The 22,397-nt window shown below is 57.9% G+C and carries 21 protein-coding genes and 1 tRNA gene; 8 read left to right on the forward strand and 14 right to left on the reverse strand.

The genetic code is table 11. The annotated features are described in order from the left end of the window. Position 1: 1 nt before the first annotated feature. From leuC to WDB91_RS04545, 4 genes are all read right to left on the reverse strand, one after another. Positions 2 to 1,426 (reverse strand): 3-isopropylmalate dehydratase large subunit, encoded by a 1,425-nt coding sequence (leuC, locus tag WDB91_RS04530; RefSeq protein ID WP_339113963.1) that lies wholly within the window; start codon positions 1,424 to 1,426, stop codon positions 2 to 4. Between the two features lie 248 nt (positions 1,427 to 1,674). After that, on the reverse strand, positions 1,675 to 2,922 hold the full coding sequence (locus tag WDB91_RS04535) for a hypothetical protein (protein WP_339113964.1): 1,248 nt from the start codon (positions 2,920 to 2,922) through the stop codon (positions 1,675 to 1,677). Positions 2,923 to 3,027: 105 nt separating this feature from the next. After that, positions 3,028 to 4,371, reverse strand: coding sequence for a TolC family outer membrane protein (locus WDB91_RS04540; protein ID WP_339113965.1), 1,344 nt, complete (start codon positions 4,369 to 4,371; stop codon positions 3,028 to 3,030). Positions 4,372 to 4,502: 131 nt separating this feature from the next. Then, the gene (locus WDB91_RS04545) at positions 4,503 to 5,153 is read right to left on the reverse strand and encodes a protein-L-isoaspartate O-methyltransferase (protein ID WP_339113966.1); all 651 of its coding nucleotides are present in this window, start codon (positions 5,151 to 5,153) and stop codon (positions 4,503 to 4,505) included. A gap of 169 nt (positions 5,154 to 5,322) precedes the next feature. On the opposite strand from WDB91_RS04545, the gene WDB91_RS04550 reads away from it, so the two are divergent. Beyond that, positions 5,323 to 5,396 (forward strand) — tRNA-Cys (locus tag WDB91_RS04550). 6 nt (positions 5,397 to 5,402) lie between these two features. Here the strand turns inward: WDB91_RS04550 and WDB91_RS04555 are convergent. Both WDB91_RS04555 and WDB91_RS04560 read right to left on the reverse strand, forming a co-directional pair. Continuing rightward, a complete protein-coding gene (locus WDB91_RS04555; RefSeq protein ID WP_339113967.1) occupies positions 5,403 to 6,476 on the reverse strand; it encodes a tyrosine-type recombinase/integrase in 1,074 nt (357 codons plus the stop codon). A gap of 171 nt (positions 6,477 to 6,647) precedes the next feature. Then, positions 6,648 to 6,887, reverse strand: a complete 240-nt coding sequence (locus tag WDB91_RS04560) for a helix-turn-helix domain-containing protein (RefSeq protein ID WP_339113968.1) — start codon at positions 6,885 to 6,887, stop codon at positions 6,648 to 6,650. 105 nt (positions 6,888 to 6,992) lie between these two features. On the opposite strand from WDB91_RS04560, the gene WDB91_RS04565 reads away from it, so the two are divergent. Next, positions 6,993 to 7,394: a helix-turn-helix transcriptional regulator gene (locus tag WDB91_RS04565; RefSeq protein ID WP_339113969.1), complete on the forward strand. Its 402-nt coding sequence runs from the start codon at positions 6,993 to 6,995 to the stop codon at positions 7,392 to 7,394. A gap of 575 nt (positions 7,395 to 7,969) precedes the next feature. Here WDB91_RS04565 and WDB91_RS04570 read toward each other — a convergent pair. Genes WDB91_RS04570 through WDB91_RS04585 form a run of 4 tightly spaced genes read right to left on the reverse strand, consistent with a single transcriptional unit; the run spans position 7,970 to position 10,919 of the window. Beyond that, positions 7,970 to 8,659, reverse strand: coding sequence for a uracil-DNA glycosylase (locus WDB91_RS04570; protein WP_339113970.1), 690 nt, complete (start codon positions 8,657 to 8,659; stop codon positions 7,970 to 7,972). Between the two features lie 2 nt (positions 8,660 to 8,661). Then, a complete protein-coding gene (locus tag WDB91_RS04575; protein ID WP_339113971.1) occupies positions 8,662 to 9,810 on the reverse strand; it encodes a nucleoside triphosphate pyrophosphohydrolase family protein in 1,149 nt (382 codons plus the stop codon). After that, a complete protein-coding gene (locus tag WDB91_RS04580) occupies positions 9,807 to 10,433 on the reverse strand; it encodes a hypothetical protein (protein ID WP_339113972.1) in 627 nt (208 codons plus the stop codon). Before WDB91_RS04580 ends, WDB91_RS04575 begins: the two co-directional genes overlap by 4 nt. 9 nt (positions 10,434 to 10,442) lie before the next feature. After that, entirely contained in the window at positions 10,443 to 10,919 is a 477-nt protein-coding gene (locus WDB91_RS04585) for a TIR domain-containing protein (RefSeq protein ID WP_339113973.1), read from the reverse strand. A 107-nt stretch (positions 10,920 to 11,026) separates the two neighbouring features. Between WDB91_RS04585 and WDB91_RS04590 the strand changes: the two genes are divergently transcribed. From WDB91_RS04590 to WDB91_RS04610, 5 genes are all read left to right on the forward strand, one after another. Continuing rightward, positions 11,027 to 12,280, forward strand: a complete 1,254-nt coding sequence (locus tag WDB91_RS04590) for a hypothetical protein (RefSeq protein ID WP_339113974.1) — start codon at positions 11,027 to 11,029, stop codon at positions 12,278 to 12,280. 1 nt (position 12,281) lies between these two features. Further along, positions 12,282 to 13,133: a hypothetical protein gene (locus WDB91_RS04595; protein ID WP_339113975.1), complete on the forward strand. Its 852-nt coding sequence runs from the start codon at positions 12,282 to 12,284 to the stop codon at positions 13,131 to 13,133. A 507-nt stretch (positions 13,134 to 13,640) separates the two neighbouring features. Next, complete coding sequence (locus WDB91_RS04600; protein ID WP_339113976.1) at positions 13,641 to 16,337, forward strand: DNA methyltransferase; 2,697 nt, start codon at positions 13,641 to 13,643, stop codon at positions 16,335 to 16,337. Positions 16,338 to 16,340: 3 nt separating this feature from the next. Continuing rightward, entirely contained in the window at positions 16,341 to 18,416 is a 2,076-nt protein-coding gene (locus WDB91_RS04605) for a DEAD/DEAH box helicase (RefSeq protein WP_339113977.1), read from the forward strand. Beyond that, positions 18,416 to 19,624 (forward strand): GIY-YIG nuclease family protein, encoded by a 1,209-nt coding sequence (locus WDB91_RS04610; RefSeq protein ID WP_339113978.1) that lies wholly within the window; start codon positions 18,416 to 18,418, stop codon positions 19,622 to 19,624. Before WDB91_RS04605 ends, WDB91_RS04610 begins: the two co-directional genes overlap by 1 nt. Positions 19,625 to 19,654: 30 nt before the next feature. Here the strand turns inward: WDB91_RS04610 and WDB91_RS04615 are convergent, their stop codons facing one another. Then, positions 19,655 to 19,951, reverse strand: coding sequence for a hypothetical protein (locus WDB91_RS04615; RefSeq protein ID WP_339113979.1), 297 nt, complete (start codon positions 19,949 to 19,951; stop codon positions 19,655 to 19,657). A gap of 262 nt (positions 19,952 to 20,213) precedes the next feature. On the opposite strand from WDB91_RS04615, the gene WDB91_RS04620 reads away from it, so the two are divergent. After that, complete coding sequence (locus WDB91_RS04620; RefSeq protein ID WP_339113980.1) at positions 20,214 to 20,447, forward strand: hypothetical protein; 234 nt, start codon at positions 20,214 to 20,216, stop codon at positions 20,445 to 20,447. Here WDB91_RS04620 and mobC read toward each other — a convergent pair. The 3 genes from mobC to WDB91_RS04635 form a co-directional block, all read right to left on the reverse strand. Then, positions 20,438 to 20,998, reverse strand: a complete 561-nt coding sequence (gene mobC, locus WDB91_RS04625; protein ID WP_339113981.1) for a plasmid mobilization relaxosome protein MobC — start codon at positions 20,996 to 20,998, stop codon at positions 20,438 to 20,440. The two genes, WDB91_RS04620 and mobC, sit on opposite strands and share 10 nt — an antisense overlap. A gap of 263 nt (positions 20,999 to 21,261) precedes the next feature. After that, positions 21,262 to 22,164 (reverse strand): type IV secretion system protein, encoded by a 903-nt coding sequence (locus WDB91_RS04630; RefSeq protein ID WP_160895068.1) that lies wholly within the window; start codon positions 22,162 to 22,164, stop codon positions 21,262 to 21,264. Positions 22,165 to 22,167: 3 nt separating this feature from the next. Next, the gene (locus WDB91_RS04635) at positions 22,168 to 22,395 is read right to left on the reverse strand and encodes an EexN family lipoprotein (protein ID WP_339113982.1); all 228 of its coding nucleotides are present in this window, start codon (positions 22,393 to 22,395) and stop codon (positions 22,168 to 22,170) included. Positions 22,396 to 22,397: the final 2 nt, after the last annotated feature.

The raw sequence follows: 22,397 nt of genomic DNA on the forward strand, positions 1-22,397 counted from the left end.
CTTATGCGTCCGCCAGTTCCATGAACTTGCGCACATCGGTCAGTTTGCCGGTCACAGCGGCACAGGCGGCCATTGCCGGGCTCATCAGATGGGTGCGGCCCTTGTAGCCCTGACGACCCTCGAAGTTACGGTTCGAGGTGGAGGCGCAGCGCTCGCCCTCGGCCAGCTGGTCGGGGTTCATGGCGAGGCACATCGAGCAGCCTGCCATACGCCATTCCATGCCTGCATCCAGGAAGATCTTGTCCAGACCCTCTTCCTCGGCCTGCGCACGGACCAGTCCCGAGCCGGGGACGACCATCGCGCGCACGCCTTCGGCGACCTTACGGCCTTTGAGCACTTCTGCGGCAGCGCGCAGATCCTCGATACGGCCATTTGTGCAGGACCCGATAAACACCACGTCGATCGCGATATCCTCAAGCTTGGTGCCCGGTTCGAGGCCCATATAGTCGAGCGAGCGTTTGGCCGCCTCGACCTTGCCGCCCTTGAACGAGTCCGGTGCCGGAACCTCGCCAGAAATCGGCAGAACGTCTTCGGGCGAGGTGCCCCAGGTCACAACCGGCTCGATCTCTTCGCCTTTCAGCGTGACGACCTTGTCGAAATGCGCGCCCTCATCGGTGAAGAGAGTCTTCCACCAGTTCAGAGCGGCTTCGAACTGCGCACCCTTGGGCGCGTGCGGACGGCCTTTGACATACTCGAAAGTCGTCTCGTCGGGCGCAATCAGACCCGCGCGGGCACCGCCTTCGATGGCCATGTTACACACGGTCATCCGGCCTTCCATCGACAGGCTCTGAATCGCCTCGCCGCAATACTCGATGACATGGCCGGTGCCGCCGCCGGTGCCGGTGGCGCCGATCACGGCCAGCGTGATGTCCTTGGCGGTCACGCCCGGCTTCAGCTTGCCGGTGATCTCGACCTTCATGTTCTTGGATTTTTTCTGGATCAGTGTCTGCGTGGCCAGAACGTGTTCGACTTCCGAGGTGCCGATCCCGTGCGCAAGCGCGCCGAACGCCCCATGGGTCGCAGTGTGGCTATCGCCGCAGACGACGGTCATGCCCGGCAGCGTCCAGCCGTTCTCGGGACCGACGATATGCACGATGCCCTGACGGACATCCGATACCGGGTAGTAGTTCACGCCGAAATCCTTGGCGTTCTTGTCGAGTGCCTCGACCTGAATGCGGGATTCCTCGTTCTCGATCACGCCGGAGGCGCGGTCCAACGTGGTAGGGACGTTATGATCCGGAACAGCAATGGTCTTCTCTGGCGCGCGCACCTTGCGACCCGCCATGCGCAGGCCCTCGAAGGCTTGCGGGCTTGTCACTTCATGGACGAGATGGCGGTCGATATACAGCAGGCAGGTGCCGTCTTCGTCTTCGGACACAACATGGGCGTCCCAGATTTTGTCATAAAGGGTCTTCGGAGCAGACATGGCTCTCACTTTCATAGGGATAGCTGTGGAATTACTCAGGGGGGTTCAGGCATGACACAAGGCCGCCCGAACAGGCGGCGCATCAAAGTCGTGCGAGGACCGAGCGGCTTTCGCCGTAGAAGCGTTCGCGCAGGCGAACACGTTCCATGATGTCAAAAATCCGAGTCATACCCTGCCTATACTCTCCTGCCCCGTATGCCGCAAGAAAATCTCGGGGCAGGGATGTTGACGTAGTTTCGGCCGAGGACCTATTCGAATTCGCGCGAAATCAGGGCGCGGTTGATTTCCTGCCGCACCAGACGGCGCACCTTGCGGGTGATCTGCTCGCCCAGAGCGCCCTGCAACTCGGCGCGGATCATACGCCCGACCATCTGGCGCAGGGCGTCCTCGTCAAAGACCGGTGCGCCATCGGAGGGGCTCTGCCGTGCAACGCCTTGCCGGGCGCTCTCGGCCGTCAGCTCGGTTGCGGGGCGGGTAAGATGCAGCCTGCGGGTGGCTTCGCGCAGGACATCGACCTCAGCCGCTGCGACAACGGATCCGGCTAGCGCCTCGGCTGCGGTTTCCAGCTCGGGGGGAAGGTCCTCTTCGGGATGCCAGTCTGCTTCCGGCGAGGCTCCGTCCGGCTCGGCGGCCCAGTCCTGCGAGGCGAGATCGGGGTCTTCGCTGTCCGGCTCCTCCACAGCATTGATCCCGGCAGGCTCCGCCTCCGCTGGACCATCATCATCTCCGCCCTCAAAAGCAGGGAAGGCCGTGCCGGTCTCGTCTTCCGGCTCCGTGGCGCCGAATGCCGTCGTTACGGGAGAGGTTGTCGTGCCGGTTGCGGTGCCGCCATGACCGAATGCGTTCAGCGCGCCCGCCAGAGGGGCTGGATCGCCTTCCTCCGGCTCGAAATCCTCCCCGACCGAGGGAAGGAGCGGTGTTTGAGCCGGAGATGGGAAAGGGCTGGCTGGCCGGGTCTGCATATGCGGTTCCAGCTGCAGCACATCATCGGTCATCTCCGGTGCATCGGGGCTGGTGTGATCCATCTCTGCAGCGTCGAAGGCGGCTGTTTCGGACAAATCGGCTTCAGTGTCGGAAATATCGGTCTCCTCGCTCTCGGGCCAGTCATGGGCGGGAGCGGTCTGGTTGACCGCTTCCCATTCCTGATCGAGGCTTTCCTCGGTATCGGCGGAGGCCCCGAAGTCAGTCTCGGCATCCGCGTCCGTCATGGCGCTTTCGGTCTGCGGGGCTTCATCCGTAAAGGGGGCGTCGTCTCCCGCCATCGCGAAGGTTGTGGCTGGGTCATAGGCCTCTGCCGCCTCATCCTCTTCCGCAAAGGAGGGGGCAGGCGCGTCCTCTACCCGATCCGATGCCGTCAGCACAAGAGCCTCTTCCGGCTCGGGATCGGGGCTTTCCGGAGATATGCGCGTGTTGGAACGAAGTGGATCTTGCGCGACAAGACGGCGAATGGAGGACAGGACGTCCTCGATTTCGATCATTTTCTCGGGCTCGGCCATAGGCTCTCCAATCCGGCAGGCGACCCGGAGAGAGACAGTGCCACCCGGATCCGAACATTCACACAAGGCGGGCCCGGTGGCGGGCCCGCGGAACGGTGGAGGCGCTTATTTCTGGCCGATCGCCTTCAGAACGCGATCGAGCTTCTCGCCCCGGATGCTGGTCAGCGGCGCATTATGCACAACGTTATAATATGCGGCCGGATCGTAGGTCGGGATCCCCAGCTTCAGGTTTTCCACCGTTAGCAAACCCATATTAGATAATAGTTGATAATACGCTACCTGCAAATCGGCCTCGGCGGTGATACGCGAGGCGCGGGCATCCAGAAGATCCTGTTCTGCATCGAGAACATCCAGCGTGGTGCGGGCACCGAGGGTGGCCTCTTCCTTCACGCCGTCATAGGCGACATTGGCGGCGCGGATCTGCTCGTCATAGGAGCGGATCTGGGCGCGATAGACGTCGATGGAGGAATAGGACGACAGCACGGCCTGCGCCACATCCACGGCTTCCTGACGCAGTTCCGCACGGGCTGAATCCCGGTTTGCCACGGCCTGACGATAGGCCGAATCCAGTGCACCACCCGAATAGAGTGTCTGGCTCAGCCCGATGCTGGCGGATTGGCCGACATAGCCGCCCTCGTCATTGGAGAGCGACAGCGAACCGGTGACTTCCGGCAGCTTGTTCGCTTTGGCCGATTGGATCGCGATTTCCGAGATCGTCACCGAATGCTGCAGCGATTTGATGCTGGGATGGTTGCGCTGTGCGGTGCTTGCGGCCTCGTCGCGCGATTTCGGTAGATTGGGAGCCTTGGGCAGCGGTGCCAGCTGACCCGGATAATGGCCAGTTGCGGCCTTGTAATCCTCGCGCGCGGTCACGAGCGAGCCCTGCGCGCTTACCAGCGAGGCCTTAGCCGAGGCAAGCTGGGCTTCGGCCAGCGACACGTCCGTGCGGGTGACTTCGCCCACATCGAAACGGTCATTGGTGGCGTTGAGTTCTTCTTGCAGCACACGGACCGAGTTCTGGTTAATCGAGACCTGTTCCTGCGCGCTCTTCACATCAGAATAGGCCTGAACGGTGGCCAGAAGCACCTGTTGCTCGATCGAGCGCAGGGTCTCACGGGTGGCCAGGACGGCTTCTTTCTGCGAGCTGACGGTCAGGCGGTTGCGCCCGAAATCGAATAGCGTGATCGAGGCGCTCAGTGCGGTCGAGGCGGAGGAGCCTTCGGTGGTCACTTCGCGGCCCGTCGAGGACGACACGCCTTCCGACTTGCTCCAGCCATAATCCGCAGTCCATTGCACGACAGGACGCAGCGCGGCAACCGCCTGTGCAACATTCTCGTCTGCGGCCCGCAGCGTGGCGCGGTTCTGCTCCAGAAGGTTGGAGTTCTTATATGCGGAGATCATGGCATCGGCGAGCGTCTCTGCGCTTGCCATCGCCGATCCGATTGCCATGAACCCTACAGTTCCTGCGGCCAATACAAGTGATTTGAACATTTTGCCCGTCATGCCTCTGCTATGTTATCTGCCCGGCCTGACGGCGAGGGCTTTGGATAGACATCCTGCGATATGCCCGATGGGGCGCGTTACAGGCTGAAACTTTTTACTTTGCGGAAGCCCTCGAGAACCGGCGCTGCTGCGTTGAACACATCCCGCCAGTTCACCACACCATCGGTCTTGGTGCCGATACGCGCGATCCCGAGATTGTTTTCCATGAAGACCGCACCGATCCGGCCGCCTTCCTTGAGGGAGTCGATAATGGCCGGGGGGACCTCCTCGACGGCGCCCTCGATAATGATCGCATCGAAGGGGCCGTGTTGCGGCGCGCCCTGTTCGAGCGCGTTTTGCACCACTGCGATATTGTCGACTTCGGCAGCACCCAGGGTTGCTTCGGCCTGTTTGGCCAGCGGATCTTCCTCTACCGCAACGACAGCTTCGGCCAGATGCGCGATCACGGCGGAGGAATATCCGTATCCGCAACCCAGATCGAGCACGAGGTCGGTTGCGGTGATGTTCAGGGCATCCAGCAGCTTGGAAAAAATGCGCGGCTCGAGCAGAACGCGGCCGGGCGCGAGTTCGAGATTTTCGCCCAGATAGGCGACCTCGCGCAGGGAATCGGGCACATAGCTTTCCCGCGGGACATTCAGCATGGCCTCGATGATCGGAAATTTCGTTACATCATTGGGCCGGACTTGGGTGTCCACCATGACCACGCGGCGCGTTTCGAAGTCCTGCATTTTGCTAAACTCTTCAGTCTGGATTGTTGTGCCATTACTTACATAGAAAGCTTTTCGGGGCAAGTTAGGCATTGTCTCAGGGTGAAGATGTGAAAATCAATGCTGCTTGGGTGTCACACCCTCTTGCGCGACCTTGCACAATCGGTTAGACCGCGCCTCACCACTGGCTGGCGAGTTGGCGGAGTGGTGACGCAGCGGATTGCAAATCCGTGTACAGGAGTTCGATTCTCCTACTCGCCTCCAATATTTTCAATGACATAGCTGGTTCCTCTTCTTAGGGGTATCACTGTGGGTATCAGGTTCTTTCTCTGATCCCCGTTCGTTCCCCGTGTCATTTCGCTTCTCTGCCGCCTGCCGCGCCCGCATGATTTGACGCGCCTCACCGGCATATTTCCGGACCATCGCGTCGGTCGCGTGGCCGCTGAAAGATTTGATCTCGTCGTCCGAGCAGCCCGCCCAGGCCAACTCCTTGATTCCGCGATAGCGCAGAGCGTGCAGGTCAAACTGCTCCAGATGCATGCGCCGCCGCGCCTTGAGCATGATCTGCGCCATGTAGCGGTAGCTCATCTTACCGCCGGTCTGCGTGCGCAAGATCGGTCCCTCCGCACCATCTTCAAATCGTGCCTGAGCATCGAGCAGCGCGGCCTTCAGCTCCGCTGTGCAGGGCAATTGAAGCGCGTAGCCGGTCTTGTTTTGGCGAACCGCCAGCGTCTCGCCGTCAAAATCCGCCCAAGTAAAATCCACCCAGTCCCCGGGCCGCTGCACTGTGCCGACGCCAATCTCGAAGATAAGCCGCTCGGTGACCGTCGCCTTCTCGCGGAAAGTTGCCACGGCCTGATCGGTCCACGGCAGGTGGACCTGCTTCTTGTCGTCAGGCGTCGGCAAATGGCGGACACCCTTTGCCGGGTTCTGCAAAAGCCAGCCAAGATCAATCGCGTGCTCGCACAGGATAACCAGCATCTGCGGGATATAATTGGCAAAGCGGACACGGTGCGCGTTGGCGCGCTGCGCTTTGATGACATCCTGCCGCGACAACAGCTTCACGTCCCGCTCGCCGATCTTCTCTTCGAGGTAGGTTAAGACCTTTTCGTAATCTTGACGGGTACGTGGCTTCAGCGATGTCCAGCGATCCGAGACCCGATAATCCTTCATCAAGGTCGACCAGCTGGTCTTGGCCTGCATCCTCTTACCGGTCAGGATCTCCCAATATTCGAGATCGAACTCGGGCGTCCCCTGCTTCGCGGAAATCCGATGGTAACGGCCCTGAACACGCACATACCAACGGCCGCTGGGGTGCCGCCAAAGGAATTTCTTCTTCACCATTCGACGTCCTCCAGCCCTTGCACGGCTTTGCCTGAGACAAAGGCCGAAAGCTCCTCAACGCTCCAGCGTGTCAGGCCCGGCGCTAGCTCTCGCCCACGCGGGACGCTGCCATGGGCGACGAGGCTGCGGAATTCGTCGATCCGGACGCTTAGTAGATGTGCTGCGCCTCTCTCAGAGACGACCAATGGGCGAAGGTTGCTCATCAGAGGCCTCCTCGTCGGTCTGATCGTTGCGAAGGGCCTGGACCGTATGCGCATCCAGAAACTCGTTGAGGGCGCTCTCAGGAACGAGGAAGCGGCGCCCCACGCGGACGTGCCGTAGGCGGCGATCACCAAGCAGGGATCGGACATGCCGCACGGACAATGACAGTCGCTCGGCCACGTCCTTCGGCTCTAACATCATCTCGGACATGGCTTTCCTTTCTTCTGGTACATCGGTAGACCTCTTGGTGTCGAAACAAGCAATCCACGGACGATATGTCCATATATGGCCACTTATGGCCAATTAAGGTCACTCATGTCCAGTACCTTTTCGGAGATCGGGGGGCGTCTCAGGGAGTTGAGGGCACGAACGGGCCTGAATCAGCAGGATTTTGCTGAAACGATCGACACATCGTTCCGCTCCTACCGAGCCTATGAGAACGGACAGCGCGAGCTGCCAACCGCTGTCGTGCTGCGCATTCATGAGATCATGAACGTGTCGCCCCATTGGCTTCTGCTTGGGGAAAAGGAGCCGACCGACGACCGCAGCATGCAGATCATCGAGCAGGTCGCGAAGGCTTGCCTGGATGCGATGGATCAGTCACCAACTGAGCGCGACAATGCCGAAAAGGCCAAGAAGCTACGGCTCTTGGTCAAACTCAGCCTGGGCCAAGGCGAGTGCCTGCCGGAAACGGATATCAGGGAACTGCTAGGTTGAGCGCCGATGTCGAACGTGAGGAAGAGGAGGCCGCCCTTGACGCATCTACCTGATCTTGCAACTGCACGGTTATTAAAGCTCGTGCGAAACCTTAAGTTTCTGGCAGCAGGCTTGTTCTTGACTGGACTGGGCTTCGGCGGCTTCTTTGTTAGTCTGCAAGGGAGCGCTGAAGCTAAAATCTCGAATTTAGCGGCCTGTATAGCTTTCTTGATAGCGGCCATAATGGCTCAGAGAGCAAAAGTCGAAGCTGCCCGCGCGTTACTCGGATTGACGATCCGGAATTAGTCTAGAAACCAGCGAATAAAGATCAGAAACTGAATTGGGCAGGACGTCCGACTGTCGTCGACGGAAAGAAAAAGACTGCATCCAAGAAACCTACAACCTGGCACCACGACGCATTCCAAATTATCCATTTCGCTCAGCCGGAAATGTGACTTTACTTTCAGCCTAAAAAACTCTTGATCGCATCAGTCGGGACCACTTAGGGGCTGAATTGGCGAACCCGCAGCAGTATGTTCAATTTCGTAGCTCTGCGCGGATGTGACAAAAGTAAACCAAAGTTTAAGATAACAGCATCAATGATCCACTGCTACATGGGACATGGAGAAAAGATCGGGCTCAAGGTCTTCCATGACATCTGAATAAAGTCTTCTCATTGTTGAAAGAAACTCTTTCTGCCCGCCATAACTGGGGTGACGAACCTTTGAGACGTCCCTGCACGACACCGCTGAGGAAACTACATTAAAGGCGTCGTTACCAATGGCAACAATGCGCTTTGGCTTCAAATAATCCACAATCTGAACAAGGATGTCCGTCCCAGCTCTTCGCTCCTGCGCATTATGGGCGCGATTAGTGAATGGCTTGCTGCCTTCAAAAGGATGGAGCGGAAAGACATTCCACAAAAAAATCGGCGCCTGAACCTGGAGCAAAATATTCCAAATCACAGAAGCGGTCCGCTCTGACACCGGCTCGCCATATGTAGGCCGCTCAGGCTTCAAACCCCAGCGACTCAAATGGCTTGAAAAATGGACATCATCTGTGAGAGCCAGTCCGGTTCTTCTGCCGCCACGATAACCGAGATCGCGTCCGACCCAGATAGCATCAAGATCAGCTGCGGCTGCGCGCTCCAACATTGCGTGCAGATAAAACCGTCTTATTTCGGGGGCTTCTTGTGCATCATAGACCGGGCATCGCTCGAAATATGGGTTGAAAGTGTTGTCAAACTCTAGGCGTTCTAAGGCCTTGAGTATATCGCCCGCGCTCACTGCTACGCCCCTTTCAGCGGCCTGTATTCGATCGTCCTCTTATCTCGATTCCCGACCACGATACCACCGTTATTCTTACGCATCTGACGGAAGACCTCATACCCTTGTAGGATAGCAGTTTCCCATAGATTAAGCGGACATCGCTCCACCTCGTAGCCGCGAACGAAATTGCTCACAGCCTTTAGCAAATCGAAAGAAACCGAAGTTTGACTCTCAAAGAAGTTCAATGCCTTAGCCTCCGAAAATATGTAGGCAGACACCCCTTCATCGACAACGATCGCACGGCCACTGTCCTGCGCTTCATCGACCCTAGGATCACTCTTTCGCTTATGTTTGATCAGTGCCCTGAACGTCGGGGACCAGTGCAGGATGGCAGCGTTTGCGAAGTGGAAAACATCATGAAAGCGATAACCATCGGGGTCTGCAATATTATCCGTAAGCGGGTCCCCGATAAAAACCCCATTCCATCTCAAGTAGCTTCTTCCATTCGATCTTTGCGTGATCTCTATCTCAAACTGACGCGGAAGTTGCTCTTCTGCCGGAAAGCTAGCATCGAAGTCGGGAAGGCAATCTGGAGATGGCTTCAAGAAGCGCCCCGTTGATTTGCGAATATTTGATTTTAAAACTTCAGAGAAGGACACTCCTGAAGACTGCACGGCCTGAATGTAGGCGCGCACAAATTCAATCATTATCGGCTTGGCAGTTTTTTCATCAACTTTGACACCAAGAAGACGGGCGGAATCTTCTCCCAGCTTTAATAATACGTTATCTAGTGGCCCAAGGCCTTTTGCCGTCATCACACGTGCTATGGGTGCGCTTGGATCGGAATTTGCAGTGATATTTGCGACAAACTGATCGCCCGAGGTCGCCTCTACAAAAAGCTCGGACAAGCTGAGTTTGAGCCTTCGGCAAAGTGCAGCAGCATACCATAGCGTATCACCCAGCTCTTCCTCAACGTCGCGTCGATACCCAGATTCAAAGGCACCCTTTTCCCGATGAAGCTTCTTGGACGTGCTCATAACACTGCCGACTTCACCAAAGAGACCGAGCAATATCGGCGTAATCTCATCGTCTGCAAATCGATCGGTAGGCGTAACGGCTTTCTCATAATCAGAAATTGAAATCTGGGGCGTGCTTGCTGAGTTACTCATTTTCTCCGTCGCGCCTCTTCTATCATATCATATGGCCGCCCTTGATAGCCCTGAACACCAAGGCCGGCTAACCAATTCTCAAAACCTTCTATCGTATTTTGATCGGAAACTTTCTTCCGCCCGATACCAGAGTGGACGAGACCAGCATCGCGAAATTCTACAGGAATAAGCGGCCCCTCGGCCCCGAAATAGATGAATTCGGAGGAAATCAAAACACGGTTCACTGAGGTGTCGCGATTAATATGCTTCTGTAAGGGTTTTCCCTCTGCGGTGCTGTGGTAAGAATTGAGTTGACTCCAACTGCCGTTGCCTGGGTCAGGATTGTATATATTATCGCCGCATGCCTTCCGGTAACTGCTGTGCAAATTTGGCTTTTTGCCCGCAAAGCGTGGATCATTCCAGTATTCGGAAAATTTTAGTACTTCCTGCACCCGCATCGCGTGAACGAGATGCCCGCCACGTCGCACCCCTTTGCGATTACTGCCGGTGCCAACGACCCAGTCTCCAATAGCGGCATGACGCCTAATGCTAGGCTTACAGGTTGCCAAAGTGCAAAACCCATAAAATGGATTGGGTGCAAACCCACTATCGAAGCGCACAACGTAACTGTGGAGGGTCTTCATTCTATACCCTCATGCGCACGGATGGCGGCGAATAGCGCGGGGTGGGAGAGGCTGACCTTTCGGGTCCTCAAAGCGCTCATATTCACCGTTAATCGCTTCGATAATCCTATCTGCATTCCAGCCAACGATCGCGTCGCCGTACTCATCAAGCGCTTCCGGAACTTCACAACCGTTCGATCCTTGCTCCCAAACTCCGACGATGGTCTTGCCTTTTTCACGAGCTCGCTCGATTTCCCAGTCCACCCACTCACTGTTTTTTGTTTCCGGAGTAATATAAACGATAAGTGTGCTGGCCCAGTCAATTCTGGGCGCAAGGATCTGAGACTTAATATAGTCTGGAGATTTTGCGTTGTTGGGTTTTTCTGAATTTATGGAACCGTCCCTGACCTCCATCCCCTTACTTTTTAGAAGATTTTTCAGATCGGCTAATCCTGCATCGTCTTCGTGGATGTGGCTAATAAAAACGTTTTTGCTGCCCTTGCTCATTGATGCTATCCTCTGCTTCACACTACATGCTGGCGTCAGCGCAGTCACTTCCGCGACATCATGTGTCCGGCGCGCACTCAGATCAAGTCCGATAGTCAAGGAAATCGATGCTACCGCCAATCCTCGAAATTTTCATCGTTTGGCATCCGCAGGATACGTCGGGTCTCCAGACGGCTGATGCGATATTCAAACACTTCATGCATGGCCCGACATTCTCAGGTGTCATTGGGGGAGGGATTCAGGTCTCCTTTCGCAGTACGCCTTGGGGTGGGGCCGGAACCGCACCAAGGCCGATCTACAACAGCGCTCATCCTGCTCCGAACGGCATCCGACCGGCCAGGTTCACTGTGATCGTTCCTCTACTTGGCACAGAACTCGCCGCTAGCGTCGAGGACGGAACGTCGAGTTGGTCCCGATACATCGCCGCGCTTCAAGAAGATCAGGCGCGATCACCAGATGAAATCGGAATCTACCCCTTTTTGTTGTCAGACGGCGCCACGAATGGTACGAAGTTAGGCGATATTTTGGGGCGCCATCAGTTCGTCGCTGCCGGGAAGCCTGAGCAGCTTGGCGAAAGCGAAGTGAGCATGCTGTGCCGCGATCTAACGCAAGGGATAGCTCAACTGATCTCGCCGGATGAGATGGATCGATTGACGACCTTCATTAGCCACACCAAGCGTCATAGCAGCTCGGAAGGTGAAGATGTTGACGCCTTGGTCGATTTGGTGCGTGACGTCATTGGGAATACGCGGCTACGCGAGTATTTCGACGCCAGTGACCTTCAACCAGGCTCTGACTGGGATGCCGAGCTCAGAGGGAATGCTAGTCAGAGCGCGATGCTGGCCATTCGTACCGATCTCTACGCTAGCCGCTCTTGGTGTCAGCGCGAAATTGCCTTGGCGAAAACCAATGGCATGCCGGTGATAATGATGGACGCGATTGGCTTTGGTGAGGAACGCGGCTCCTTCTTGATGGATCATGTCCCGCGAGTGGCGGTTCGAAAAGTCGATGGCCGCTGGCAGAAGAAGGATGTCTATCGTGCCCTCAACCTGCTCGTAGACGAGTGCCTTAAGAGGGCGCTCTGGCTACACCAAAAAGAACTATCCGGCGAGCGCCCGGAGCTGGATATAGCCTGGTGGGCACCTCATGCGCCCGAGCCGCTAACTTTACTCCATTGGATCGGCTCTCAGCTCGCGTCCGGAAACCCAAGCGAGGCGGAGGGTTCCTTGCGCATACTGCATCCTGATCCGCCCCTCGGAGAAGCTGAGCGGGAGGTACTACAAGAATATGCAAAGAGCACACAGCTGGGCCGTGATATCGACATAATGACCCCACGCCAGCTTGCGACCAGAGGAGGCTGAAGTGGCTGACGAAAAGCAAAGGGCTGAACTGCTGCCTGCTGATGCCTTGAAAGGCAAGCGCTTAGGAATTTCTGTCTCGAACAGTCCGGACCTAGATCGGCTAGGCCTCACTGAGACCCACTTCCGCATGACCTTGGGGGAACTCGTGCGTTCCGTAGTCATCGCGGGCGGCGACCTCTATTACGGTGGCCACTTGCAGCCCGAAGGTATCACGACTTTTCTCATCGAAGAACTTCATCGCTATGGTCGCCGTGACAGGCCTTTGAAGGTTTGCTTGGCTTGGAGCATTCATCGATCTATGAGCAAGGAACAGATCGCCGAACAGAAAGACTTCCTTGGTCTCTTTGGTGAGATTCACTTCTTGGACAGCAATGGGGATCGCTTGGAGGGCCCTCTTAATGAGGAGCCAGTAAGCGAGTTCTCTTCCGAAGAAAGGGCCGGAGCACTCAGCGGCTTACGCAACTACATGGCAAAAAACACCGACGCCCGCATTGTGATTGGTGGAAAACGCGATGGTTTTGAAGGCGCTATGCCTGGCATCGTAGAAGAGGTCTTGCTCTCTCTCGAAAGTAAACAGCCTGTCTTCTTGGCGGGTGGGTTCGGCGGCGCTGCGGTGGACATTATTCGCGTTCTCCGTCCTGGAAGTGCAGAATGGTTTCCTTTGAGCCCAGAGACAAGAAATGACTCCCGCTTACTGGATAGTCTCGAACGGGTTTCCGAAGTTGCCAGCCGGATGGAATGGGATGGTTTAAAAAACGGCCTGAGCGAAGAGGAGAATAGCCTCCTTGCAGCCTCATACCGCCCAAGCGAAATCGCCGCTCTAGTGGGGCGCGGCCTCGGAAGAATTCTGTAGCTCTGATGTTCTAATAATTTTCCGACATGCTTCGGAGGATAAGCCATATAGAAACGCCTCCCGTGCGCTACTCCCCGATACAGGTTTAGCTACACTTGCATTGACATTCACCTGAAGCAGACATCTAAGTCTCTCAACAACACCCCCCAGGCGACCGGCAGAAAGGCCGAGCTCAATACCGGGGGGTTGCTTGTTCTCAGGGGGTTGTTCGTCACCCGGAGGTCCACGAATAGTCCCTTTCATATCTATGCAGCTTCGTTACCTGCTGGCGTCTAACCGATCATGTTTGCACCCGCCTCAGTGCCCAGTGTGGCCCCGGACCACATTTTCGATCCGACCAGCCGTAGTGCTTCGGCGTTGCCCCCGCCCCCTCAGGGGCAATCACGGTAACTAGATACCATCAAAACCCAAGCGCTCCGACAGACAATTACGTCGGTTTACGTTTGTTTTCGGTAGTTTCGTGCAGTTTCCTGCACTACCAATAGGGTAACTACGCCGAGGCCCTTGATGAATCCTACTGAAATTTATGACGCATTGGCGGAAATTGCTGCCGAACCGTTTGATGCCACCGAATTCCCCTTTGCCTTTGCCGCCGCCACCGATGGCGCTAAGGCGGCGATCTCCAAGCTGCGGAGCGGGTCGACCAATAAGTCCGACCTGCCCGGCGGTGTGCTGTTCGGCAAGAAGTTCCACTTTGCCCCCGTGCTCGCGGGCTCGACCGATGCCATGCTGGACCAGCTGCGCAGCTCGAAGAAGACCAAGACCTCGAAGCCCGCGATCCTGATCGCGACGGATGGCGAGATGATCTCGGCAGAGCATCCGGCTTCGGGCGATACGCTCCACTGTCGCTTCGCGGAGCTTGGCGATAACTTCGGTTTCTTCCTGCCCGCAGCGGGCAAGGAACGCTACCGCGCGGTCGAAGAAAACCCCGTCGACGTCAAGGCGACCGGCAAGCTGGCCCGCCTCTATGACGCGCTGACCAGGGCCAACCCCGATTGGGGCAGCGACGAGCGTCGGCATGAGATGAACCAGCTGATGATGCGGCTGATCTTCTGCATGTTCGCCGAGGACGTCGGCATCTTCCCCGACAATCAGTTCTCGCGCCTGCTGTTCACCCACGCGGGCGACAAGGGCGAGGAGGCGCGCGAAACCATCATCGCGGCCTTCCAGGCGATGAACCTGCCCAAGACCAAGCGTGAGGGCCTGCCCGCCTGGACGGGCGAGCTGGAATACGTCAACGGCGGGCTCTTTGCGGGCACCATCGACGCGCCGCGCTTTGATGCCGTGGCCTTCCGCTATCTGCGCGAGGCCTGCGACCTGAACTGGCGCGAGATCAACCCCGACATCTTCGGTTCGATGATCCAGTCGGTCGCGGACCCGAAGCAGCGCTCGGAGCTGGGGATGCACTACACCTCGGTGCCGAACATCATGAAGGTGATCGGGCCGCTGTTCCTTGATGATCTCGATGCCGAGATCCAAAAGACGTGGGACCGTAGCCGCGGGCTGCAACAGGTGCTGGACCGGATGTCGCGCATCCGCGTGTTCGACCCGGCCTGCGGATCGGGCAACTTCCTTGTCGTGTCCTACCGTGAGCTGCGGGCGCGCGAGACGCGCATCCTGCGGCGGCTGGAAGAGCTGAACGGCCCCGGGTCGCTGACCATGTTCTCGGCCATCCCGATCAGCCATTTCTACGGCATCGAGATCGCGGATTTCGCCGCCGAAACCGCCAAGCTGGCGCTATTCATCGCCGAATATCAGGCGAATGCCAGCTTTGCCGAGGTTTTTGGCCGCCGCCCTGCCGCGCTGCCCCTGAAGGATGCGGCGCATATTCGCACCGGGAATTCGCTACGTATCGACTGGGAGGAGGTCTGCCCGCCACCTGGAGATGGTGAGGAAGTGTTCATCGCGGGCAATCCGCCGTTCGCCGGTTCGACCTATCAGACGGCAGATCAAAAGAACGATATGCGAGAGCTTCTCGCGGGTAACTTCAAGACGTTCAAAGATCTGGACTACGTCATATGCTGGTTCTTCGTGGCTGCTCGATACATCGGCACGAGAAATGTTTCTGCGGCCTTTGTCGCCACGAACTCCATTTGCCAAGGTCAATCGGTGCCGATGTTCTGGGGAAATACCCTGTCTGAGCAGTGTCAGATTCAGTTTGCACACCAGCCATTCAAATGGACCAACAACGCCACAAAAAATGCGGCGGTGTTGTGTGTTGTCGTGGGTATCTCTGCCGCTAATAGCCGAAAAAAAATTCTTTATGACGGCGACCTTCGTGAAGAAGTCACATCGATAAACGGCTACTTGGTTGAAGGTCCGAATGTAGCTGTTTCAGCCTCCAACACAGCGATTTTTGACTTGCCGAAGATGTACCGCGGTAGCGCCGCTACAGAGGGTGGGCACTTGATCCTGACTGAATCTGAAGCCCAAGATCTTTCAGAGGATTACCCTGAGGGAACGAAATTTGTTCGCAAATTTCTCGGCTCTAAGGAGGTTGTGCGCGGGGAGACGAGATGGTGTCTTTGGATCAAGGATGAGGACGTTGAACTTGCATGGAGCATCCCGCCAATCGCTGAAAGACTGGAAGCGGTGGCAAAGTTCCGTGCTGCGAGCAAGAACGCTGTAACGCGCCCAGCTGCCGCGACGCCCCACCGATTTTGGTTCATCAGCGGCGAGGCTGAAAGCCACTCGATACTTGTTCCCCGCGTTACATCCGAACGTCGCCCATACCTTGCCGTCGAACGGGTTGGGGCCGATGTGATTTCATCAGACCTCAATCAAGTGCTCTACGACGCGCCTGAATGGTGCATCGCGCTCATTGCATCGCGACTCCATATTGTCTGGATCGGTACCGTTTGTGGCAGGTTGGAGAGCCGCTACCGGTACTCCAACACCCTGGGCTGGAACACCTTCCCTGTGCCGAAATTCACTGAAGACCAGCTGGAGGCGCTCTCGGCCTCGGCCCGCAAAATCCTGCGTTGTCGCTATTCCCATTACCCCGCCACGATTGCCGAGCTCTACGACCCCGACAAGATGCCCGACGACCTGCGCGCCGTGCATCGGGAAAACGACGAGCTGCTGGAAGGCATGTATATCGGCCGCCCCTTCCGCAATGACACCGAACGGCTGGAGAAGCTCTTCAAGCTCTATGCCGCCAAGGTGAAGTCGCTGGAGTCCGCGCCAAAGAAAAAGAGGGCCTGACACATGGTTCAGATGGTTAATGTCACCTACGGCACCTCCAAGGCGACCACGAATGCTCTTGGTCAGCGCCCGATGCAGGCCCGCACCTATGCCGCCCGCGCCGCGCAGTTCCTGCTGCTGAAGGCACCGCCCGCGGCAGGCAAGAGCCGCGCGCTGATGTTCGTGGCGCTCGACAAGCTGCGCCATCAGGGGCTGGAAAAGGTGATCGTCTGCGTGCCCGAAACCTCGATCGGCGGGTCGTTTCGCTCGACCGATCTGACCAGCTATGGGTTCGAGGCGGATTGGGAGGTCGATGACCGCTGGAACCTCTGCCTGACCGGCGAGGATGCCGACAAGCAGAAGGTAAAGGCCTTCCAGACCTTTATGGACAGCGACGCATCGGTGCTGGTCTGCACCCATGCCACCTTCCGCTTCGGCTTTGACGAGGTGATCAAGACCAAGGGGATCGAGGCCTTTGACAGCTGCTTCATCGCCATCGACGAGTTCCACCATGTCTCGGCCTCGGACAACAACCGGCTGGGGGTGATCCTGCGCAGCCTGATCAATCGCGCCGAGTGCCATGTCATGGCGATGACCGGCAGCTATTTCCGGGGCGATGCCGACCCGGTGCTGCGCCCCGAGGACGAAGATCGCTTCACCAAGATCACCTACAGCTATTACGAGCAGCTGGAGGGCTATGCCTGGCTCAAGGCGCTCGGGATCAATTACGAGTTCTACAAGGGCAATTACGTCAACGGGCTGCCGGGGGTACTGAACCCCGACCAGAAGACGATCATCCACATCCCGCATCGTGGTTCGTCCGAGGCGTTTGATGACAAGTTCAATGAGGTGGGCAAGATCATCGACCTGCTGGGCACCCATGAAGGGCGTGATCCCGAGACAGGGTTCGATCTGGTGCGCAAGCCTGATGGCGCGGTGCTGAAGGTCGCGGACCTAGTGGATGACGGGCCGGGGCGCGATATCGTCAAGGCAGCGCTGTCGCGCGAGATCAAGGGGCGGGACGGCAAGCGCGATGACGTGGCAGACCGGGCCAAGGTCGACATTATCATCGCGCTCGGGATGGCCAAGGAAGGCTTCGACTGGGTCTGGTGTGAACATGCGCTGACCATCGGCTATCGCTCGTCGCTGACCGAGATCGTGCAGATCATCGGGCGCGCCACCCGTGATGCACCGGGCAAGCCCCGCGCGCTGTTCACGAACCTTGTTGCCGAACCCGGTGTGGAAACTGGCGTCGTGACCGATGCTGTGAACGACATGCTCAAGGCGATCTCCGGGTCCCTGCTGATGGAGCAAGTTCTGGCTCCGAACTTCAAGTTTTACCGCCGCGAAGATGGCGACGTGCGCGCGCCGATGGGCTCCGATGACGAGGGCAATATCACCATCGGCATCAAGGGGCTGGTCGAGCCGCCCACGGATCGCTCGCGCGAGATCTGCGAGAAGGACATGAACGACCTGATGGCGACAGCCTATCAGGAGATGGACCGGCGCGTGCTATCGCCAGACACTGCCCCCGAGGTTGCCACGCAGATGGTGCTGACCGATATCATCGAGAAGCGGTATGAGACGCTGGATGCTGAGGAAGCGGAGTCTGTTCGTCAGCATCTCGCGGCGCATATGAACGTGCTGACGCTGGCGCGGAAGGAAGCGGAACGTGGTTTTGCCGAGGGTCAGTCGCCCCTGAGCGGCACGCCCCCGAAGCCGAGCGGTGATGACGATGACGGCGACCCCGCCAGCGCGCCGAATACTCTGCTGGAGATGGTTCGGAAGTTTATCAACGTCCGGGACATCGACATCGAGCTGATCGACAGCGTGAACACCTTCCAGGAACGCTTCGAGGTCGCGTCGAAATCGCTGAACTCCGAGCTGCTGTCGCATGTGCAGTCTGCGATGGTTGCCCTGCGCGTGAACATGACCGGCGATGAGGCCAGGACGCTTTGGCCGCGCATCAAGGCCTTCCGCGCCACCGAAGGACGTGAGCCGAATGTCCATTCCGCCAATCCGCTTGAAAAGCGCATGGCAGAGGCGCTTGCCTGGCTGAAGGCTGAAAAGGCCAAACGTCTTCGTGAGGGGGCTCTGTGATGTCGCGCCCAAGCCTGGAAGACATTTTCGCGGAAGACGACGAATTCGGCCTGTTGGATGTCAAACCTCGCGCGGGGCGCAGTGGTCCAGCGCAGGATCGTGGCGTCGCCGCCTTGCTCGAAGTCACAGCCTTCCATGAGCGTCATTCGCGCCTCCCTGATCCAGATGCCGTGGATCACGACGAGATGCGCCTTGGCGCGATCTGGGACACCGTGAAGCTGGCTCCCACCGATCAGATGCGGGCCGTCGATCGGTTGGGACTGCTTAGCGAAGACGCAGTTCCCACGCCGCGCTCATGGCACGATGACCCCGCCGACGCTGATATTCCCGATAGCTTGGATGACATCTTCGCAGATGACGATCTTGATGTTGATGTGTCACTGGTCAGCCTCAAGCACACCACGCCCTCCGCAGAAAGGCATGTTCCGGATCATCGCGCTGACTTCGTGCCCTGTCAGGATTTCGAGCAGTTCCGGGAGCGTTTCGAAACCGTCCAGCGCGGCCTGGAGGCTGGTGAACGCAAAGCAAGCCCGGTGCGGAAATGGTCGGTCATCGAGCCTATCGAAGGGGACTTCTTCATCAGGAACGGCTTGCTGGCCATGATTGCCGAGAAGTCGGAAATGACTGTCCGTGGCGGTGCGCGTGACCATCGGCTCCGCGTCATCTTTTCAAACGGCACGGAGAGCGACCCGCTCATGTCATCATTCCGTAAATCCCTGAATGACGACAAGACGGCCCGTATGGTCCAAAAGGTTGGCTTCGGGCCGCTTGATCCTGAATGGGAGAGCGATCAGCTCGAACTCTCGGGAACGGTCTATGTTGCCCGCTCCCGATCCGAAAACCCCGAAATCAAAGGGCAGCGCATGATCTTGCACAAGATCGGTGTCACTAGTCAGGACGTCGCCCGCCGCGTTGCTGACGCCAAAAACGATCCGACGTTCCTTCTTGCTCCAGTGGAGATTGTCGCGACCTACAGTCTGCAAAACCTATCGCGCAGTAAGGTCGAAAACTTGCTCCATCGCTTCTTCGCAGCGGCGCGTCCGGCCGAGCTCTTCGTCACCGATCGATTTGGGAAAAAGGTGTTCCCGAAGGAATGGTTCTATGTCCTGCCCGACCATGTCGGCCAAGCGGCCAAGCTGATCGAGGACGGCACCTTACACCAGTATAGATACGACCCCGCGTCACAGAGGATAGTCCCCAAAAATTGAAGGCGTCGCCGCTCCCAGTATGGAGCGTAGCTACTTGCTCCGCTTCGCCTCGATGATCTGGAGACCCGCTTTCATAACGTCTTCATGCGCATAAGAGGCCCGTTTGCCTTTCACGGCAGCCTCAAGGCGCGCCCGAAACCAACGTTCATAGTCTTCGGGATCGGGCTCCAGCCAGCTGGGCAAACCGCCTTCGCGGATCACCACTTTCAGGAAAAGCTCTACTGCTGCCGCAAAAGGGATGCCTGCCTCGTTGAGAACGCCTCTAGCTGCCTCGGCGGTGCCTGTGTCAATCGAGACATTGAGGGTGGAGCCTGTCTTGAGGTGCATCGCTCGTCCTTCGCTTTGGATCATCCGCCGTTGATCAATGACATAAAAAGGTGGCCTACCTGCCGGCGCTTAGCCTATCCTACATTAGCGCCAACCCCACGGGAAAATGTGGTCCGGGACCACATTTCCGGACCACATTCGCATTGCTGAGTTCATCACGTTTTCTGTCTTCATCAGCCACTTCTCGTTGCGCTGCCTTCGTAGCTGCTGGAGTTCTTTGAAGGGATGCCTAGCCGTCGCTCGACGGCGCGCTGGACCATGCATGTCGATGCGCCTGCGCTTGGCCTCGCTTGCCTGCCCGATCTCGCAGTCGGACAAGGTTTCTGAGCGATTGCGCACAGGGCTCGATCAGAGTTCCGAGCACGATGCAGAGCAGCGCACCGGAACGGAACCGGTGCAAGTCCACTTCGCCAAACTGGCCGCGGGTTCGAATACCTTCGGGGCTAATCCATCAACGCTCGAAGTCCGACCCGGTATTGAAGCCCGTCATGGCTGATCGTCGTCCCCCAGCCCTGTCTGGACCTTGAAGCGACCCTCGGCATAAGTGCTCAAAGCCTTCCGCAGATCGGAAATGTCGGCGCGCAGCATCTCGACTTCGGCCTTGGTCAACTCATTCCCCACCCCCGTCAGGACGCCGCGATTGAGGGCATGGGCGATCTGGTTCGCGTTGACAGCGAGGCCACGAAGCTGCCGGTAGGCTGCACGCACGCCGCGCCGCTCACCTCCCACCATCTGAGGAGCTTTCCGCATGCGGGCCGAGAGAAGAGCCGCAGCCCAGGTAGATGGCGGTACACCTTGCGCCTGTGCTTCGGCCGCGAGTCTTTCCCTGACATCTTCCGCAAGGCGCACCGTAACCTTTCCTTCCCGGCGCGCCCGCGTTGGCAAGGGCCGATGCGTTTCGGGCTGGTCCTCCTCATCGAGAACCAATCTTATGATATTCCCGAGAAGCCCGGAAACTGTCTGCCCCTGATTTTGTGCTATGGCCGCCAGAAGCGCGTGCTGCTCGGCGGTCAGATATGTGATTGCGGATTTCTTTTTTGTAGGCATTGAGATCAAAAGTAAATTACTCGCTGGCGCGTCGCCTATCCTGCATTAGTGAAAGTCCGAGCCCAGAGTGTGGTCCGGGACCACATTTGCGGGCCTCGTCGGTTAGCAGGTAGGATCGGGTTTCAGATGCAGAATGTGGTCCCGGACCACATCCCCGCCACGAAGATGGCGGCTATGGGTTAGGGCGAAGACGGGCAAGCACATCCGGGACCTCCGAAAGCTGTGCCGGGATCGGCATCTCTGCATTCCAGCTTCGCTCTTCATCAGCCACTTCTCGTTGCGCTGCCTTCGTAGCTGCTGGAGCTCGAAGTGGGGATGCCTAGCCGCCGCTCGACCGCGCGCTGGACCATGCCTGTCGACGCGCCTGCGCCTGCACTCAGCGCCGATGCCATCGAGGGCAGCAGGAAGAACAGGAAGAAGCTCGTTGCGACGATGCCCAGGAAGTAGAACAGCCCGATGACCACCCCGAGCTTGGAATTGGCCGTAAGCGCATTCTCCAACATCGCCAGAATGACGATCGCCATCACGTAGAGCAGGACCTTGTAAATCGCGAAATTGACCAACTGCCCCAGCCAGCTGAAGAACCAGCCTCGGGAGAAGTTGAACAAGGCGAAAGAGATGAAAAGAGGCCCGATCGCCGCCAGCAGGGTGAAGCCCAAGGTGACCAAAAGCGAGAAGCCGAAAGCGATGGCGCTCAGCAGGACGCCTGCTGCCATCGTGAAGAAGTAGTAGATGGGCCCTGCTACCCGGCTGCTCATTCCGCCCTTCTGCGCATAGAACTCCAGCACATCCTGGGCGACGCTGTTGGTTTTCGCGAAAATGGAATCCGATGGCAGGGCATTTCCTGATCCGCCGCCGGTCAGCTGGTCAACGAATTCGGGCAGCCCCTCGGTGATGGTACTGCCGACCCACGCCGTGTAGGAGCCTGCCTGCACGACCAGTGTCCAGATCACGAAAAGCTTCATAGCCCGGAAGAGGAAGTCCATGAGCGGCTCTTGGATGCTGCCTCGGATGATCGCCCAGCCGTAGACGATCAGGTAGGTCGTCATCGCGGCGGTCAGGGGCACGGTGAGCGTCCCGGACATCGAGCTAGAGATGCTGCTTGCCGCCTCCGTGGTGGTGGTCAGGAAGTCGCTGTAGAGGGACTGCCAGAGTTTCTCCGCCATCTGTCACTCCCCAAAATACTGTTCGACGACGCTGCGGTCATCTTGGCTTTCGACGATGTCTTGGGCGGTACGAGCATTCCGGCAGTTAGCCTTGCTTGCCTGTCCGATCTCGCAGTCGGACAAGGTTTCTGCCCGCGCTTCCGGGGAGGATTTAAAAAAGTCGACTGTCTGCGCCTCTTCCTTGCATGCGCTTAGGGTGATCAGCAGGGTCGTCAGGAATATCATTCTCATCA

Origin of the sequence: Thioclava sp. GXIMD2076, assembly GCF_037949795.1 — a bacterium.
In the GTDB taxonomy this organism is placed as follows: Bacteria; Pseudomonadota; Alphaproteobacteria; order Rhodobacterales; family Rhodobacteraceae; genus Thioclava; species Thioclava kandeliae.

Excerpts from the sequence above, each read along its gene's own strand:
- WDB91_RS04555 (WP_339113967.1), bottom strand. The coding sequence starts at position 6,476 with ATGGTGAAGAAGAAATTCCTTTGGCGGCACCCCAGCGGCCGTTGGTAT.
- WDB91_RS04535 (WP_339113964.1), bottom strand. The coding sequence starts at position 2,922 with ATGGCCGAGCCCGAGAAAATGATCGAAATCGAGGACGTCCTGTCCTCC.
- WDB91_RS04620 (WP_339113980.1), top strand. The coding sequence starts at position 20,214 with ATGTCGATGCGCCTGCGCTTGGCCTCGCTTGCCTGCCCGATCTCGCAG.
- WDB91_RS04615 (WP_339113979.1), bottom strand. The coding sequence starts at position 19,951 with ATGCACCTCAAGACAGGCTCCACCCTCAATGTCTCGATTGACACAGGC.
- WDB91_RS04590 (WP_339113974.1), top strand. The coding sequence starts at position 11,027 with ATGCTACCGCCAATCCTCGAAATTTTCATCGTTTGGCATCCGCAGGAT.
- WDB91_RS04630 (WP_160895068.1), bottom strand. The coding sequence starts at position 22,164 with ATGGCGGAGAAACTCTGGCAGTCCCTCTACAGCGACTTCCTGACCACC.
- WDB91_RS04540 (WP_339113965.1), bottom strand. The coding sequence starts at position 4,371 with ATGGCAATCGGATCGGCGATGGCAAGCGCAGAGACGCTCGCCGATGCC.
- WDB91_RS04600 (WP_339113976.1), top strand. The coding sequence starts at position 13,641 with ATGAATCCTACTGAAATTTATGACGCATTGGCGGAAATTGCTGCCGAA.
- WDB91_RS04565 (WP_339113969.1), top strand. The coding sequence starts at position 6,993 with ATGTCCAGTACCTTTTCGGAGATCGGGGGGCGTCTCAGGGAGTTGAGG.
- WDB91_RS04580 (WP_339113972.1), bottom strand. The coding sequence starts at position 10,433 with ATGAAGACCCTCCACAGTTACGTTGTGCGCTTCGATAGTGGGTTTGCA.
- WDB91_RS04605 (WP_339113977.1), top strand. The coding sequence starts at position 16,341 with ATGGTTCAGATGGTTAATGTCACCTACGGCACCTCCAAGGCGACCACG.
- WDB91_RS04560 (WP_339113968.1), bottom strand. The coding sequence starts at position 6,887 with ATGTCCGAGATGATGTTAGAGCCGAAGGACGTGGCCGAGCGACTGTCA.
- mobC (WP_339113981.1), bottom strand. The coding sequence starts at position 20,998 with ATGCCTACAAAAAAGAAATCCGCAATCACATATCTGACCGCCGAGCAG.
- WDB91_RS04545 (WP_339113966.1), bottom strand. The coding sequence starts at position 5,153 with ATGCAGGACTTCGAAACGCGCCGCGTGGTCATGGTGGACACCCAAGTC.
- WDB91_RS04635 (WP_339113982.1), bottom strand. The coding sequence starts at position 22,395 with ATGAGAATGATATTCCTGACGACCCTGCTGATCACCCTAAGCGCATGC.
- WDB91_RS04610 (WP_339113978.1), top strand. The coding sequence starts at position 18,416 with ATGTCGCGCCCAAGCCTGGAAGACATTTTCGCGGAAGACGACGAATTC.
- WDB91_RS04575 (WP_339113971.1), bottom strand. The coding sequence starts at position 9,810 with ATGAGTAACTCAGCAAGCACGCCCCAGATTTCAATTTCTGATTATGAG.
- WDB91_RS04585 (WP_339113973.1), bottom strand. The coding sequence starts at position 10,919 with ATGAGCAAGGGCAGCAAAAACGTTTTTATTAGCCACATCCACGAAGAC.
- leuC (WP_339113963.1), bottom strand. The coding sequence starts at position 1,426 with ATGTCTGCTCCGAAGACCCTTTATGACAAAATCTGGGACGCCCATGTT.